A 15,308-nucleotide genomic window follows, 5' to 3' on the forward strand; every position below is an offset into this window, starting at 1 on the left:
GCAAAGGAGAACGTATCCTAAGTTGTGCTATTGGATGTGTATTTTTACATCCTCTGATATATCTGCAACGATTTGATCCATTTGGTTATAATCATCAAATTTCTTTTTACTGACAGGTTGCCCTGCATAAAACCAATGTTGCTGGATATCAGAGTCGGTATAATAAATAGTAGATCCGTGTTTAAGGTCATTTTCCCAATTGATTTCCTGAGTTAATAAATCACCATCGGTGTAATGTCTTTCAGTTCCGTTTTTTTGGTTATTTAAATAAGAAATTTCTAGATAGCGGTTGCCATTTCTAAAATAAGTAGCCTTTCCGTGTAGCTGCCCGTTCACCCATTCTTCTAAAGCAAGAGGTTCTCCGCTAGCTGTAAATGTTTGTTTATTCCCATTGAGTTTGCCTAGGGCATAATAGGAGATTGACTCAGGAGCTCCATTTGGGTAATACGTTTCTTTTTTTACTGTATAACCGTCTTCAACCACTTCTTTAGAAAGCAGCGTTCCTGTTTGGTCTCGAGAAATACGAATGCCATCTCCCTTTTCCACTCGTGCTTCTATTTCATTTAGAGCAGTAAAGTATTGTCCTTCTATGAGTTCATTTCCTGCGTATTCTTCAACCATCATAGGACAACCTTCTACATACCAACTGGTAAGAGAGTAACGCTGAGGGGAGAGTTGAATCCACTCTTGTAAAGGCATGGAATTAGAGTTATAACTCGTTTCCTTAACTTTTTGGCCTTGATTATAGATGATGCATTTTTCAATCGCTTGACTATGAGCAAAGGTATAAGTGGTAGGACCGTGTAACTTACCATTTTCATAGGTAGATATAACAGTCACGCCATCGCTAAGAGCTGTAATTACTTGTCCTGGATAATTATGCTCTTGCCATTCTTCTTTAGGAACAGGGTAGCCGTATTTGTGGATATAACGCTTAGATATAACGCTCGTCTTTTCGTTGTTATCATGAACGCAGCCAGATAAGATAAAAGCCGTACCGCTCATAAGGATAAACAGGTGTCTTTTCATGATGAACCTCATTTTAAGATAAAATATGTAATTGTTCTAACTCCTTCATCACTGTTTCTACAATCCGGCTATGTTCCTTTTCAACGGCTTCAAAAGCAATGGTCTTAAGTTTATCGCGATAGAACAGACGAAAAGTTATGTTCTTTCTATCATTGCCGATTTGAGAGCTTTTGTAAAGATCTAAAAGAGTAATTTCCTCAAGAAGTAAAGAAGAGTTTGCTTTAATGATTTCTAAAATAGAGCCAACAGGTGTTTTATCCGCTATGGTAATTGTCCAATCTCTTTCTGAGCCAGGGAAAGAAATAAGGGATTTAATAAGCGGCGTCTGTTTAATAAAAGGCGTAAGCTCTTCTGTATTTATTTCTGCGAAATAGATTCGTTGTTCAATACCAAGTTCTGAGCTATGTTTAGGATGTAGTTCCCCTAAAGAGCCAATAATGCTGTCTTGGCACATGATAATTGCTTGTCTATTGGGATGGAAATTATGCAGGTGTGAAGGATGAAAACTAATGGGTTCAACATGAAGAAGAGCGCACAGATTTTCAATGATCCCTTTTACATCAAAAAAATCATAAGCTCGGGGTTTAGGATCGATGTGGTAAGGAGAATTTTTCCCGGTTAGAATAATTCCAATAGCTGATTGTTCAATATATTCTCCCTTTAGATGGAAGTAGATTTTACCTATTTCAAATCCTGATAGATCTTGATTTTCTCGATCGTAGTTGTGTTTAACCACTTGCAGAAGACCCGGTAGAAGAGAAGATCTTAAAATAGACTGATCAAGGGAGTGGGGTTGTAGCACAGAAATACAAGAGCTAGCAGGAAGTGTGTTTTCAGAGGTCTTTTTAGATTGATCTGGGCTGATCAAATTGCAGGTTATAAATTCTTGAAGACTCTCTTCTAGCAGATAAGTACGAAGTTGTTGGTCTAACCGATAAGCCGCGCAATGCACAAGAGGAGAAGAAATATGCACAGCAGGTGTTTTAACAATATTGTTATAGCCATATAACCGAGCTATTTCTTCAATCAAATCGATTTCAAGATTTAAATCATGTCGAAAAAAAGGAACAAGAATTTGAAACTGCTCTACAGATTGTTCAGTTACATGCATACCTGCAGAAAAGAGGATCGTGAATATATCAGAAGGATTCAGTTGTGTGCCTAAAATATGATTTACACGTTTTAGCCTGCAAATTATTTTTTTAGGGGCAAAAGAGCTTGTCTTTTGATCGATCATTCCTTTAACAATTTTTCCACCAGCAACTTTTTGTAGGAGATAGGCAGCGTAATCTAATGCTTTAGGAATAAAGTTGGGGTCTATTCCTTTCTCGAATCTCTGTGAGGCATCGGTCTTTGTTTTAAGCCATTTACTGCTTTTGCGAATCGATTGTGGAGTAAAATAAGCAGCTTCGATTAACACATCAGATGTCTTATCTGAAACAGCAGAACTCTTTCCTCCGATAACACCTGCGAACGCTAAAGGTTTTTCTGGATCGCAAATCATCAAAACATCTGGAGGAATGAGGCGGTTCATCGAATCGAGCGTTTCTAATTCAGAAAAGTACGTTTTAGAAGTAATTTGAAGAGTATGATCTGCAATGGTTTGGTAGTCAAAAATATGTAAGGGTTGACCTAACTCTTGTAAAATGAGATTTCCCACATCGACAACATTGTTAACACTACGAAAGCCCGCTTGTTCTAATTTTTTTTGTAACCAAAGAGGTGAAGGTCCCACTGAAACCCCTTGCAGCATTCTGCAGGCATATCTTTGGCATTGAGTTGGATCAAGGAGTTCTACTTTAATAAGATCCTTTATCGATATTTCTTCTTCTAGAGAAAAAGAGGGAAACTTCACAGGAATTTGTAAAAGAGCAGATAAATCCCGTGCGATTCCGTAGACACTCATGGCGTGCCCTAAGTTTGGAGTCAAAGATAGTTGAAGAATGGTGTCGTTAAATTTCTCTTTTAAATCAGTGCCCTCTTCTATTTGATCAGACAGTTCCAAAATACCATCTGCACTATCTAAAAGTCCTAACTCATCTGCTGCGCAGAGCATTCCATGAGATTCAATACCACGTAGCTTGCTTTTTGTGATTTTTACAGATCTGCCATCTAGATAGAGAATTGCGCCTATTTGAGCTAAAGCTACACGCATTCCTGCACGACAATTATCAGCTCCGCATACCACCTGCAGAACTTGCCTACCGTTGCTTACCTTAGTTACTTTTAAATGATCAGAATTAGGATGGGAAACAACTTCTAAAATAGTCGCCGCTACAACATTACTGAACTTAAGAGGGTTTTCGATTACTTCATCTACCTCAATTCCACCTAGTGTTAATACTTGGCATAAATCATGAGTAGATAAGTTAATATCTATATATTCTTTTAAGGAAGACAATGAGACTTTCATAAAACAAAAGGACAAATTAGTATTAAACTGCAGATCTTATACCAAATTTGAATATCTCGGAACAGGAAATAATGCGCGTTACTTCTGAAAATAGCCCTTGGATTACTCGTACAAAGAGGCTTACCCAAGCTTTAATTATTAGTGGAACATTGAACGTTAGTCTTTTAGGTACTTTTTTTTATTTTGTGATTAAAGATAAAAATGATTCTTTATCCATTGAATTGAAACCATTGACCACTGAAGCAAAAATGCCATCTACTAGCAATTTAGAGATCTTGCGCTCCTATTCTGTTTTATCCTATCAACAACTCCTCATCTGTTTAGAAAATCAAGATTTTGTAGAGCAGGGTATTAGGAAAAGAGATCTTGCTCTTTCTTGTCTTGTTGCTTTTCACCACTTTAATTTAGATAAGGCTCTAGGGGGTATCCCTCTACAAAAGAGGTCGATTCTCTTAAGTCAAGAGAAAGGATCAGAGGTGATAGAAGTGCCTGTTTTTCCAGGATTAGCAGACTATCAATTTCAAGCAATTGTGCATTTTGCAAAAACGGAGAAATGGCCCTTTACCGCTCAAGGTTTATTTTATGAACTAAAGCGCTCTATTCCACCTTATCACTCTTCCTTAATCAATGCTTTCTCTCTTACCTCAGAATATCACAGTGTCTACATGCTTTTTTCTAAAATAGGGATTTCTTGCTCAACAAACCAATTAATCGACCTGCTTTGCGAAGGAGAATGGATAGATCTTGCAAACTTTTCTTTATCTCAAAGAGTAGCTTTAGATTTATCCATGCAACAATGTCGCTCATTTTTGTTAGTCTACTTGGAAAAAAGATCTAAAACAGCCGCTCTTCTATTATTGGAAAGCAGCCCAGAATTTTGTTTACAACAGTTAGAAGATCGACATATTTTACTTTTTTTTGATTTATTCAATGATTCTCCTCATCTATTAAAAAATCTATCGAAGGGATTGCTTTCAGCCCCACGTACAGATGCTGTATGGCAACTAGCAGCACAAGCATTAGGCTATTCACAAATTCCGGCAAAAAAAATAGAAAAATCTCTTTGTAAAACATACAAAGTACAAGCAGGGGATAACTTATGGAAAATCGCACGCGCACACAAAGTGAGCATTAAAGAGATCATGCAGATCAACCAATTAGAAACCGATAAGATCCGCCCAGGACGTTGTTTACAAATTCCTGTCCGCTAAGGAACGGGGTCATTCCCTCCAGGATGCCAAGGGTGGCATTTTACTATACGTTTTACAATCAACCATAATGCTTTATATCCATGAACATGGATGGCTTCTATTGCGTAATCAGAACAACTGGGAAAAAAGCGACAACAATTACCTAAAAGAGGGCTAATGGTAAACTGATATAAGCGGATGCATAGAAGGGGAATTTTTTTTAGCATGATAGTTTTTTTTCTGCGCGAATCATATAGTAATCGATAAAACCTTTTTCATATGCTTCAACCCATTTTGGAGTATGGTTTTTCTTGCTCATAGATTGCATGGCCCATCTACAAAATCCGTGGAAAACAAAAGCTCCAATAGAAACTATCTTAATATTTTTAAAGACAGCTTGTTCTAAAAAAATCTTAGCATCGTGAATAGGAATTGCAAATTGAGTTCCTATAATACTTTGAGGAATGAGATCTTTGATTTCTCTTTTACTCTTTTCCTTAGTAAAAAAAAAGTGGTAATTGCAAGTACTCCATCCTCTTTTAATATTCTATAGCTTTCTTGCGCAAAATCGAAGAAACTATAGAAATGTTGGGCTGCTTCTATAGAAATTGCAAAGTTGAAGGTATTTGATAGAAATCCTGAACGATTAGATAAACCCTGTTTAAATTTTAAAGCCAGACTTGGGTAATTTTTCACACATTTTTGAATTTGAGAAACAACTAAATCTATACCATAGCTATTATGGTTCTTTTCAGAAAGCAAGTGAACCCCATGCCCTCTTCCGCAACCTATCTCGATTATAGTAGCTGTTGAAACTTCATTAATTCCTGAAAACTCAAAGAGATTTTTATATAGATCTAATTGGCTTTTTTCTCGAACTTCTAACGGAATAGTATTCGGTACATGCTCCTAATATCCAAAATTAATGCATCCTAATCTACATGTGGGAAATAATTCATTTGTCTCTTGATGCCAGGTATCTTTTCCATAGCAATTGAGCACTTCATCGATTGCATCTTGGTATGCAATATTATTTTCTTTATAGGACAGTATATAGTGGTTCCGATTCAATCGTATAGAAAAATATTTTGTTTTGTGTTAAGCTATTGAGTATGAAAAAACTGATCCCTAGCCAGAGAGCTGACTTAGAACACAAGTTAAAGCATCCAAAAGACTATTCTGAACGGAATAGGCTTTGTGTAATTTTGGGCTATGATGAGGGTATCTCAACAAAAAATCTTGCTAAAGCACTTCGGATAAGCCCTATCACTGTTCAGGAATACCTCAGAGAATATGATTCCGAAAATAAAACTGGAAGTAGCCCTCGAGGCGGTAGCAAATCAAAACCTTCACAAGACCAAACAGAGTCTCTACTAAAACACCTACAGGAAAAGACCTATCTTAAAGTCAAAGGGATCATAGCTTATGTGCATGAGCAATATGGGATAAAATATTCCCAAAGCGGCATGACAGATTGGCTCATACAGCACGGATTTGCTTATAAACGTCCTAAAAAGATTCCTGGGAAATTAGATCCTGAAAAACAACGAATTTTCATAGAACAATATAGGGCTTTAAAGGAGACCTTAAACCCTGATGAAGAGATCTATTTCATAGATGCTGTGCATCCTGAACATCAGTCCCAAGCCGTATGTGGATAGATCAAAAAAGGCGTTCAAAAGACTTTGCAGACATCCGGGAAACAATTGCGATTGCATTTTGCTGGAGCTCTTTGCCTGACAGGAATGAAGATTTTTACAGAGGAATATAAGACAGTTGATGCCGATGCAATGCTCGATTTTTTCAAGAAGCTAGAAAAACAGACAGAGGCTCGAATTATTCATGTAATTTTGGATAATGCAAGATCAAACAAAAATAAGAAACTAGAAGAGTTTCTGATGTCTTCTAGGATTAAAGTGCACTATCTCCCTCCTTATTCGCCGAATTTGAATCCTATTGAACGCTTGTGGAAGATCTTAAAGGAAAAGACGGTATACAATCGATATTACGAAACGTCGGTGACTTTTTTTCAGGCAATTAGAGGATTCTTCTTAGAAGAGATACCGAAAATAACAGATATTTTGAAATGTAGGATAAACGACAAGTTTCAAGTCGTTGACTTAAATCCCATTAAGCTAGCCGTTTGAATCGGCACTAGTATATTCATCTTATTATCCCATGTAATGCTTTTTCTTGAGCTTGCTGATGACGGTATCCTCGTTGCCCTTTATTTCTCTTAAGTTCCCTACTAATAGTGCTATGATGAACTTTTAGAATGGTTGCTATTGAGCTAGATGTATCTCCTCTAGCTTGTAAAATATAAATATGTTATACACCATCAGCTATGGTTTCTTTATTGCATCGGTTAAACTTATACCTAATAAAAAGCCTAAGCTGATTCCTGGAAAAGTGAATGAGGAAGCTAAAGAGCTTTTTTCACAAGAATTGCAAAATCTAGAAAAAGAACTCGTTCAAACAGATCAACTGCTTTATTTAGATGGGGTTCATCCTCAACACAATTCCAAACCCTCTTATGGATGGTATGAAAAAGGATCTAAGGCTATATTGCTAACAAATACAGGACGTAAACGTATCAATATCAATGGAGCCTTAGATGTAAAGCGCTTAGAGCCTGTTTAAAATCTTCTCATTAAGGTATAATAATAGTTTTCATAAAACCTTTGGAGGTAGTTATGACCCGCTCTTATCCAAGCGATATTTCTCGTAAACAATTTAGCAAAATCCATCTAATACTTGAGTCTACACGCAAAAAAACACGTCCACGAAGAGTTGATCTATATGATATTTTTTGTGGAATTTTGTACATTTTAAAAAGTGGTTGCCAGTGGCGTATGTTACCCATAGAATATCCTAAATGGGAATGATGTGATTATTATTTCCATCTTTGGAATAAAAAAGATGATAAAAATTCTAAGAGTATTCTTGAAATAGTTTTAAAAAAAATTGGTTGGCGAGGTCAGAAAAAGCAGTGGTCGGAAAGAGAAAATAAGCTTTGTAATTATTGATGCTCAAAGTGTTAAAAATACTGATACAGCGGAAAAGATAAGAATATGATGCAGGGAAAAAAATATCAGGAATAAAAAGACATATAGCAGTCGATACCCAAGGGCTCCCTCATGCGATTCACATTACCACTGCTAATATCACTGACAGAAATGGGTGTATAGAAGCATTTTCACTACATAAAAACCATTGGAGGATATTCTGGAGAAAAATTTGCAAAGAGTGTGCAGGAGATATTAGGATGTATAGTAGAAATAGCTAAAAGAAATACACTTCATACTTTTACAGTTATTCCCAAAAGATGGGTTGTAGAGCGTTCTTTTGCGTGGATAGAAAAATGTCGCAGGCTATGGAAAAATTGCGAAAGAAAACTACATACAAGCCTGAATATGGTGGTTCTTGCTTTTATTGCTCTACTTTTGAAAAGATTTTAAACAGGCTCTTAAAAAGAAAAACTAACATCGATGCGGAGAAATATATGCAGAACTCTTTTTTTAATACACTCACATCTTTAGATGGTACAGAATACAAGTATTACTCTTTGCCTAAATTAGCAAAACAGTTAGGGATTGATTTATCCAGGCTACCGATCTGTATTCGGATTATGTTAGAATCTATCTTACGCAATTGTGATGGTAAGCGTATTAGAAAAGAAGATGTTGAGCATTTGGCGCATTGGAATAAGGAACCCTTGGAATACGATATTCCTTTTATAGTAGCACGTGTTTTGTTACAGGATTTTACCGGTGTTCCTTTGCTTGTTGACTTAGCTGCTATGCGCGATGCAATGGCTAAACAAGGATTAGATCCTAAAAAAATCGAACCTATTGTCCCAGTGGAGTTAGTAATAGATCATTCTGTACAAGTAGACAGATCAGGAACACCAGATGCGTTTTTATTCAATTTGGAAATTGAATTTCAACGCAATCGAGAAAGATATGAATTTTTGAACTGGGGAGAGCAGGCTTTTAAAACGGTTAAAATCATTCCTCCTGGAATTGGTATTGTCCATCAAATTAATTTAGAACATCTAGCTAGCCTTGTAACAGAGAAAGATAAGCTATTATATTTTGATACTGTTGTAGGAACTGATTCACATACTACAATGGTGAATGGACTAGGGGTGCTTGGTTGGGGTGTGGGGGGGATTGAAGCAGAAGCTGCTATGTTAGGACAGCCTTATTTTTTGCAAGCTCCTGAGGTAATCGGAGTGTATTTATCGGGCAAATTATTAGATAGAGTAACGGCAACTGATTTGACTTTGAGGATTACAGAGCTGTTACGCAGTGAAAAAGTAGTAGGTAAGTTTATTGAATTTTTTGGGGAAGGAGCTGCTACCTTAACTCTTGCAGATCGTGCTACAATTGGAAATATGGCACCTGAATATGGAGCGACCATCGGTTTTTTTCCAACCGATGACCAAACAATGAGCTATCTACAAATGACAGGGCGCACTAAAGAGGAGATAGAAAGAGTTAAACAATATCTACAAGCGCAAGAAATGTATGGAATGCCTCTTTCCAATCAAATTGATTATACACGTGTCATTCAGTTGGATTTATTCAGTATTAAACCCTGTGTTGCAGGTCCTAAGCGTCCTCAGGATCGGATTGATTTAGAGCAAGTAAAAAAGCGATTTAATCACTTGTTCTTAGCTCCTATCTCAAAAGGGGGTTATGGTAAAAAAGAAGAAGATAAAAAGACCTGTATTGCAACTCATTCTGATGGAAATTTCCATCTACATGAACCGCATATCATGGGAGGAACTCCTTGTCTAGTCAAAGAGAATACTACTACTTGGAGCGAAACCGAGATGGTGACTAATCGTCCTTTAAATTATAGTGTCATTAATCCAGGCTATACGCAGCATTCTTCGCGAGATATTCATCTAAAACATGGATCAGTAGTGATTGCTGCTATTACTAGTTGTACAAACACTAGTAATCCTTCTGTAATGATTGGAGCCGGACTAATAGCTAAAAAAGCAGTAGAAAAGGGACTGCAGGTCAATCGTTCTATTAAGACAAGTTTGGCTCCTGGATCACGTGTAGTTACCGATTATTTACAAAAAGCTGGGTTACAAAAGTATTTAGATGTGTTGGGTTTTAATTTAGTTGCTTATGGGTGCACAACCTGCATTGGTAATAGCGGTCCCTTAGATGAAAAGATTGAAAATGCGATTAAGCAATACGATTTAATAGTAGCTAGTGTATTAAGCGGTAATCGTAATTTTGAAGCACGGATTCATGGATCTGTTAAGGCTAATTTTTTGATGTCACCTCCCCTTGTAGTAGCCTATGCTCTAGCAGGGAATATGGATATTGATTTTGAGAAAGATCCATTGGGCTATGATTTAGTGGGGAATCCTGTTTTTTTAGTCGATATTTGGCCTTCTGCAAAAGAGATCAAAGAGACCATTTTTCAAGCAATGCAGCCTGAGATGTTTAAAAAGCGCTATGAACATATTTTAGAGGAGAATCCTCTTTGGAAAAAAATAGAAAAAAAGACTGGGTCTCAATATGCATGGGATAAAAAAAGCACCTATATCCAGTGTCCTCCTTTTTTTGAACATTTTTCTAAAAAGTTACCTATTCGACCAAAGCTTACCGGTATGAGACCACTTGCTTTGTTTGGTGATTCTATTACTACAGATCATATCTCTCCAGCTGGCGCTTTTAGAGCAAATTCTGCTGCTGGTAAGTATTTGATTGAGCATGGTGTTAATGAAACAGATTTTAATAGCTATGGTAGTAGAAGAGGAAACCACCATATTATGATGAGAGGTACATTTGCTAATCTACGTATTCGTAATCAGATGCTCAAAGGAAAAGAGGGTGGTTTTACCAAGCTCATGCCCGAGGGAAAAGAAATGCAGATATTTGAAGCGTGTCAGAAATATGCGGAGCGTAAAGTCCCTTTAATCGTTTTTGCTGGCAGTGATTATGGGATGGGTAGTTCCCGTGACTGGGCAGCCAAAGGAACAGCATTGCTTGGTGTGCGTGCTGTGGTAGCACGTAGTTTTGAGCGCATACATCGCAGTAACTTAGTGGGTATGGGAGTGCTTCCTTTGCAGTTTCAAGAAAATGCTAGTTGGGAAAGCCTTCAGATTAATGGTACGGAAACATTTGACCTAATGGGTTTAGAAAAGGAATGTAAACCACATCAAAAGGTTATTTTAAAGATTTATCGAGAAGATGGCTCCACTCAAGAAACATCTTTATTGGTTAGAATCGATTCTGTAGTTGAGGTGGATTATTATTTGCAGCGAGGGATCTTGCCTTATGTACTTAGAGCCTGTTTAAAATCTTCTCATTAAGGTATAATGATAGTTTTCATAAAACCTTTGGAGGTAGTTATGACCCGCTCTTATCCAAGCGATATTTCTCGTAAACAATTTAGAAAAATCCATCTAATACTTGAGTCTACACGCAAAAAAACACGTCCACGAATAGTTGATCTATACTAGTGCCGATTCAAACGGCTAGCTTAATGGGATTTAAGTCAACGACTTGAAACTTGTCGTTTATCCTACATTTCAAAATATAGTTATTTAAAATATTATTGATAAAGTTGTATATTTTTCTCCAACAAAATATATGGAGGTAGAGAAATGCCTAAACCTTATTCAATGGATCTAAGAAAACGAGTGCTTCAATACCTAGAAGAAAATAACGACAAAATGAAGGCCAGCCAGCTATTTCAAGTTGGGATTGCAACTGTCTACCGATGGGTAAAGCGTAAGAAACAAAGAGGAAACGTAGAACCTCTAAAAAAGAAAAGCACTTATAAGAAAATTGATGATCAGAGATTAATCGCTTATGTAGAAAAAAACCCCGATCATTTTTTATCAGAGATTGCAAAGCATTTTGGTTTGACTTTGCAAGCAATCTTTTACGCTTTGAAAAGACTCAAGATCACAAGAAAAAAAAGATTGCGTTTTATAAGGAAAGGAATGCGGAAGCAAGAGCGGAATATCTAAAAAAGATAGAAGCAATTTCTCCTGAAAAAAGGGTCTATTTGGATCAGAGCGGAATCAGTCAATATGTGCATAGGCAATATGCGAGGAGCGCGAGGGGAAAACAAATATTTGGAGGAATTTCAGGAAAACGATTTGGTAGACAGAGTGTAATTTCGGCACTACAAGGGAAGAAATTGCTGGCACCGATGTGTTTTGAAGGAACTTGCAATACGGATCTATTTAATGTATGGCTAAAACAGGAATTGATTCCAAATTTGACTCATGGCCAAGTTTTGATTCTCGATAACGCGAGCTTTCATAAATCAAAGACAACTAGAACATTGATAGAGGAAAGTGGATACGAAATGCTCTTTCTCCCGCCTTATTCACCGGACTTAAATCCTATCGAAAAATATTGGGCCAATATGAAAACGAAAATCCGAGAACTTTTACCTACTGTAGCTAATTTATCCGAAGCCTTAGATCAAGCTGTTTTATCAATGTCGATTTAAATAACTATATCTGTTATTTTCGGTATCTCTTCTAAGAAGAATCCTCTAATTGCCTGAAAAAAAGTCACCGACGTTTCGTAATATCGATTGTATACCTTCTTTTCCTTTAAGATCTTCCACAAGCGTTCAATAGGATTCAAATTCGGCGAATAAGGAGGGAGATAGTGCACTTTAATCCTAGAAGACATCAGAAACTCTTCTAGTTTCTTATTTTTGTTTGATCTTGCATTATCCAAAATTACATGAATAATTCGAGCCTCTGTCTGTTTTTCTAGCTTCTTGAAAAAATCGAGCATTGCATCGGCATCAACTGTCTTATATTCCTCTGTAAAAATCTTCATTCCTGTCAGGCAAAGAGCTCCAGCAAAATGCAATCGCAATTGTTTCCCGGATGTCTGCAAAGTCTTTTGAACGCCTTTTTTGATCCATCCACATACGGCTTGGGACTGATGTTCAGGATGCACAGCATCTATGAAATAGATCTCTTCATCAGGGTTTAAGGTCTCCTTTAAAGCCCTATATTGTTCTATGAAAATTCGTTGTTTTTCAGGAGCTAATTTCCCAGGAATCTTTTTAGGACGTTTATAAACAAATCCGTGCTGTATGAGCCAATCTGTCATGCCACTTCGGGAATATTTTATCCCATATTGCTCATGCACATAAGCTATGATCCCTTTGACTTTAAGATAGGTCTTTTCCTGTAGGTGTTTTAGTAGAGACTCTGTTTGGTCTTGTGAAAGTTTTGATTTGCTACCGCCTCGAGGGCTACTTCCAGTTTTATTTTCGGAATCATATTCTCTGAGGTATTTCTGAACAGTGATAGGGCTTATCCGGAGTGTTTTAGCAAGATTTTTTGTTGAGATACCCTCATCATAGCCCAAAATTACACAAAGCCTATTCCGTTCAGAATAGTCTTTTGGATGCTTTAACTTGTGTTCTAAGTCAGCTCTCTGGCTAGGGATCAGTTTTTTCATACTCAATAGCTTAACACAAAACAAAATATTTTTCTATACGATTGAATCGGAACCACTATATATGATATTTTTTGTGGAATTTTGTACATTTTAAAAAGTGGTTGTCAGTGGCGTATGTTACCCATAGAATATCCTAAATGGGAATTATAGTTATTTAAATCGACATTGATAAAACAGCTTGATCTAAGGCTTCGGATAAATTAGCTACAGTAGGTAAAAGTTCTCGGATTTTCGTTTTCATATTGGCCCAATATTTTTCGATAGGATTTAAGTCCGGTGAATAAGGCGGGAGAAAGAGCATTTCGTATCCACTTTCCTCTATCAATGTTCTAGTTGTCTTTGATTTATGAAAGCTCGCGTTATCGAGAATCAAAACTTGGCCATGAGTCAAATTTGGAATCAATTCCTGTTTTAGCCATACATTAAATAGATCCGTATTGCAAGTTCCTTCAAAACACATCGGTGCCAGCAATTTCTTCCCTTGTAGTGCCGAAATTACACTCTGTCTACCAAATCGTTTTCCTGAAATTCCTCCAAATATTTGTTTTCCCCTCGCGCTCCTCGCATATTGCCTATGCACATATTGACTGATTCCGCTCTGATCCAAATAGACCCTTTTTTCAGGAGAAATTGCTTCTATCTTTTTTAGATATTCCGCTCTTGCTTCCGCATTCCTTTCCTTATAAAACGCAATCTTTTTTTTCTTGTGATCTTGAGTCTTTTCAAAGCGTAAAAGATTGCTTGCAAAGTCAAACCAAAATGCTTTGCAATCTCTGATAAAAAATGATCGGGGTTTTTTTCTACATAAGCGATTAATCTCTGATCATCAATTTTCTTATAAGTGCTTTTCTTTTTTAGAGGTTCTACGTTTCCTCTTTGTTTCTTACGCTTTACCCATCGGTAGACAGTTGCAATCCCAACTTGAAATAGCTGGCTGGCCTTCATTTTGTCGTTATTTTCTTCTAGGTATTGAAGCACTCGTTTTCTTAGATCCATTGAATAAGGTTTAGGCATTTCTCTACCTCCATATATTTTGTTGGAGAAAAATATACAACTTTATCAATAATATTTTAAATAACTATATGTGATTATTATTTCCCTCTTTGGAATAAAAAAGATGGCCCTTTCAACCTTGAAGTGCACAAAAAAGAACATATAAATACTTGAAAAAACATCTATTGTGCACCCGAGCATAGCATGTTTGTAGATAATCTCGTAAACACTTCTAGTGGAGTTTCGAAGTTGAGAGCCTTTCTAGGTCTGTTATTTAGTAAAGTTTCCACCCTTTCTATATCCTTGGAAGTCGTATCTAAAAAGCTTTGTGTTTTAGGAAAATATTGCCTAACTAGTCCGTTTGTATGCTCATTTAAGCCTCTTTCCCAAGAATGGTAGGGCGTTGCAAAGTAGAAGTCTGTCTCTAGCTCGAAACTAACCATTTGGTGATAGGCAAATTCTTTTCCGTTGTCTGCTGTTAATGTGTGTACAAAATCTTTGATAGGTTTAAGTTGTTCAATTAACGCTTGACTTACTTCCTCTGCAGTTTTATGAGAAACTTTGGCGAGCTTAGTTAGCTTGGAAGTTCTTTCTACCATTGATACAATTACGCCTTTATGTCCTGCCCCTATGACTGTATCTAGTTCCCAGTCTCCTAAACGAGTCTTTTTTTCTACAATACAAGGCCGTTGCTTAATATCTATACGACCAGGCATGTTCCCTCTTCCAGAAGCTCCCTTTCTCTGCTTGTTATATTTTTTCCCTCGATGACGGAGCTCTCTATAAAGCTGTCCTCCCTGTCGTTTATCTTTCCAGATATGATTATAGATGGTCTCATGACTAACATGTTCTTTACCATGTCTTTTAAGCCATCCGGATATTTGTATAGGGCTCCATTGCAACTTGATTTTTTCTTCAATACGGGTAACTATTTGAGGAGTCATTTTTTTATTGGGCTGAGAATTTTTTCTAAGAAATGCTTTTTCTTGAGCTTGCTGATGACGGTATCCTCGTTGCCCTTTATTTCTCTTAAGTTCCCTACTAATAGTGCTATGATGAACTTTTAGAATGTTTGCTATTGAGCTAGATGTATCTCCTCTAGCTTTTAAAATATAAATCTGACATCTTTGGTCATAGGTTAGGTGATGGTAGCCTTTAGGCAAGGTCTCTCCTTGTGTTTGATTGTTAAAAATCACAATAGAGATTCTTTCATCG

General features: G+C 36.8%; 16 protein-coding genes and 3 pseudogenes. 10 read left to right on the forward strand and 9 right to left on the reverse strand.

What is annotated here, in order from left to right:
- Positions 1-27 precede the first annotated feature (27 nt).
- Both RHABOEDO_RS02945 and pheT read right to left on the reverse strand, forming a co-directional pair.
- Complete coding sequence (locus RHABOEDO_RS02945; RefSeq protein WP_220017745.1) at positions 28-1,005, reverse strand: toxin-antitoxin system YwqK family antitoxin; 978 nt, start codon at positions 1,003-1,005, stop codon at positions 28-30.
- A gap of 37 nt (positions 1,006-1,042) precedes the next feature.
- Positions 1,043-3,430 (reverse strand): phenylalanine--tRNA ligase subunit beta, encoded by a 2,388-nt coding sequence (gene pheT / locus RHABOEDO_RS02950; RefSeq protein WP_220017746.1) that lies wholly within the window; start codon positions 3,428-3,430, stop codon positions 1,043-1,045.
- A gap of 83 nt (positions 3,431-3,513) precedes the next feature.
- Between pheT and RHABOEDO_RS02955 the strand changes: the two genes are divergently transcribed.
- The gene (locus RHABOEDO_RS02955) at positions 3,514-4,653 is read left to right on the forward strand and encodes a LysM peptidoglycan-binding domain-containing protein (protein WP_215217423.1); all 1,140 of its coding nucleotides are present in this window, start codon (positions 3,514-3,516) and stop codon (positions 4,651-4,653) included.
- Here RHABOEDO_RS02955 and yidD read toward each other — a convergent pair.
- Entirely contained in the window at positions 4,650-4,859 is a 210-nt protein-coding gene (gene yidD, locus RHABOEDO_RS02960) for a membrane protein insertion efficiency factor YidD (RefSeq protein WP_215217422.1), read from the reverse strand. The two genes, RHABOEDO_RS02955 and yidD, sit on opposite strands and share 4 nt — an antisense overlap.
- A 220-nt stretch (positions 4,860-5,079) precedes the next feature.
- Positions 5,080-5,523, reverse strand: coding sequence for a class I SAM-dependent methyltransferase (locus RHABOEDO_RS02965; protein WP_215217428.1), 444 nt, complete (start codon positions 5,521-5,523; stop codon positions 5,080-5,082).
- 221 nt (positions 5,524-5,744) lie between these two features.
- Between RHABOEDO_RS02965 and RHABOEDO_RS02970 the strand changes: the two genes are divergently transcribed.
- Positions 5,745-6,293, forward strand: a complete 549-nt coding sequence (locus RHABOEDO_RS02970; protein WP_220017747.1) for a helix-turn-helix domain-containing protein — start codon at positions 5,745-5,747, stop codon at positions 6,291-6,293.
- A complete protein-coding gene (locus tag RHABOEDO_RS02975) occupies positions 6,294-6,779 on the forward strand; it encodes an IS630 family transposase (RefSeq protein ID WP_281069562.1) in 486 nt (161 codons plus the stop codon). It begins immediately after the preceding gene.
- A 16-nt stretch (positions 6,780-6,795) separates the two neighbouring features.
- On the opposite strand, the gene RHABOEDO_RS11420 is transcribed toward RHABOEDO_RS02975, so the two are convergent.
- The gene (locus tag RHABOEDO_RS11420) at positions 6,796-6,957 is read right to left on the reverse strand and encodes a helix-turn-helix domain-containing protein (protein ID WP_220017866.1); all 162 of its coding nucleotides are present in this window, start codon (positions 6,955-6,957) and stop codon (positions 6,796-6,798) included.
- Between RHABOEDO_RS11420 and RHABOEDO_RS02985 the strand changes: the two genes are divergently transcribed.
- The 6 genes and pseudogenes from RHABOEDO_RS02985 to RHABOEDO_RS03010 all read left to right on the forward strand — a co-directional run bounded on the left by RHABOEDO_RS02985 (position 6,958) and on the right by RHABOEDO_RS03010 (position 12,126).
- Positions 6,958-7,272: a hypothetical protein gene (locus RHABOEDO_RS02985; protein ID WP_220017749.1), complete on the forward strand. Its 315-nt coding sequence runs from the start codon at positions 6,958-6,960 to the stop codon at positions 7,270-7,272. It begins immediately after the preceding gene.
- A gap of 53 nt (positions 7,273-7,325) precedes the next feature.
- Positions 7,326-8,090 (forward strand): annotated as a pseudogene (locus RHABOEDO_RS02990) (IS5 family transposase).
- A 44-nt stretch (positions 8,091-8,134) separates the two neighbouring features.
- Positions 8,135-10,972 carry an aconitate hydratase gene (locus tag RHABOEDO_RS02995; protein WP_215217693.1) on the forward strand — a complete coding sequence of 946 codons (2,838 nt, stop codon included), beginning with the start codon at positions 8,135-8,137 and terminating at the stop codon, positions 10,970-10,972.
- 39 nt (positions 10,973-11,011) lie between these two features.
- A pseudogene (locus RHABOEDO_RS03000) lies at positions 11,012-11,119 on the forward strand (IS5/IS1182 family transposase); the annotation flags it as partial.
- Between the two features lie 147 nt (positions 11,120-11,266).
- Entirely contained in the window at positions 11,267-11,635 is a 369-nt protein-coding gene (locus RHABOEDO_RS03005; RefSeq protein WP_215216866.1) for an IS630 transposase-related protein, read from the forward strand.
- A gap of 5 nt (positions 11,636-11,640) precedes the next feature.
- On the forward strand, positions 11,641-12,126 hold the full coding sequence (locus RHABOEDO_RS03010) for an IS630 family transposase (RefSeq protein ID WP_245397582.1): 486 nt from the start codon (positions 11,641-11,643) through the stop codon (positions 12,124-12,126).
- On the opposite strand, the gene RHABOEDO_RS03015 is transcribed toward RHABOEDO_RS03010, so the two are convergent.
- Entirely contained in the window at positions 12,123-13,100 is a 978-nt protein-coding gene (locus RHABOEDO_RS03015) for an IS630 family transposase (RefSeq protein ID WP_220017750.1), read from the reverse strand. The genes RHABOEDO_RS03010 and RHABOEDO_RS03015 overlap by 4 nt on opposite strands.
- A gap of 57 nt (positions 13,101-13,157) precedes the next feature.
- Here RHABOEDO_RS03015 and RHABOEDO_RS11425 point away from each other — a divergent pair.
- Positions 13,158-13,241, forward strand: a pseudogene (locus RHABOEDO_RS11425) (transposase); the annotation flags it as partial.
- Between the two features lie 13 nt (positions 13,242-13,254).
- On the opposite strand, the gene RHABOEDO_RS03025 reads toward RHABOEDO_RS11425, so the two are convergent.
- The 3 genes from RHABOEDO_RS03025 to RHABOEDO_RS03035 form a co-directional block, all read right to left on the reverse strand.
- Positions 13,255-13,794, reverse strand: coding sequence for an IS630 family transposase (locus tag RHABOEDO_RS03025; RefSeq protein ID WP_320412789.1), 540 nt, complete (start codon positions 13,792-13,794; stop codon positions 13,255-13,257).
- Entirely contained in the window at positions 13,746-14,114 is a 369-nt protein-coding gene (locus RHABOEDO_RS03030) for an IS630 transposase-related protein (RefSeq protein WP_215216866.1), read from the reverse strand. Before RHABOEDO_RS03030 ends, RHABOEDO_RS03025 begins: the two co-directional genes overlap by 49 nt.
- Positions 14,115-14,275: 161 nt before the next feature.
- Positions 14,276-15,289 carry an IS30 family transposase gene (locus RHABOEDO_RS03035; RefSeq protein ID WP_215216525.1) on the reverse strand — a complete coding sequence of 338 codons (1,014 nt, stop codon included), beginning with the start codon at positions 15,287-15,289 and terminating at the stop codon, positions 14,276-14,278.
- Positions 15,290-15,308 lie beyond the last annotated feature (19 nt).

It is taken from the genome of Candidatus Rhabdochlamydia oedothoracis (assembly GCF_019453995.1).
GTDB classification, from domain to species: Bacteria; Chlamydiota; Chlamydiia; order Chlamydiales; family Rhabdochlamydiaceae; genus Rhabdochlamydia; species Rhabdochlamydia oedothoracis.

Excerpts from the sequence above, each read along its gene's own strand:
- RHABOEDO_RS02970 (WP_220017747.1), top strand. The coding sequence starts at position 5,745 with ATGAAAAAACTGATCCCTAGCCAGAGAGCTGACTTAGAACACAAGTTA.
- RHABOEDO_RS03030 (WP_215216866.1), bottom strand. The coding sequence starts at position 14,114 with ATGCCTAAACCTTATTCAATGGATCTAAGAAAACGAGTGCTTCAATAC.
- RHABOEDO_RS03005 (WP_215216866.1), top strand. The coding sequence starts at position 11,267 with ATGCCTAAACCTTATTCAATGGATCTAAGAAAACGAGTGCTTCAATAC.
- RHABOEDO_RS02955 (WP_215217423.1), top strand. The coding sequence starts at position 3,514 with ATGCGCGTTACTTCTGAAAATAGCCCTTGGATTACTCGTACAAAGAGG.
- RHABOEDO_RS02995 (WP_215217693.1), top strand. The coding sequence starts at position 8,135 with ATGCAGAACTCTTTTTTTAATACACTCACATCTTTAGATGGTACAGAA.
- yidD (WP_215217422.1), bottom strand. The coding sequence starts at position 4,859 with ATGCTAAAAAAAATTCCCCTTCTATGCATCCGCTTATATCAGTTTACC.
- RHABOEDO_RS03015 (WP_220017750.1), bottom strand. The coding sequence starts at position 13,100 with ATGAAAAAACTGATCCCTAGCCAGAGAGCTGACTTAGAACACAAGTTA.
- RHABOEDO_RS02985 (WP_220017749.1), top strand. The coding sequence starts at position 6,958 with ATGTTATACACCATCAGCTATGGTTTCTTTATTGCATCGGTTAAACTT.
- RHABOEDO_RS02945 (WP_220017745.1), bottom strand. The coding sequence starts at position 1,005 with ATGAGCGGTACGGCTTTTATCTTATCTGGCTGCGTTCATGATAACAAC.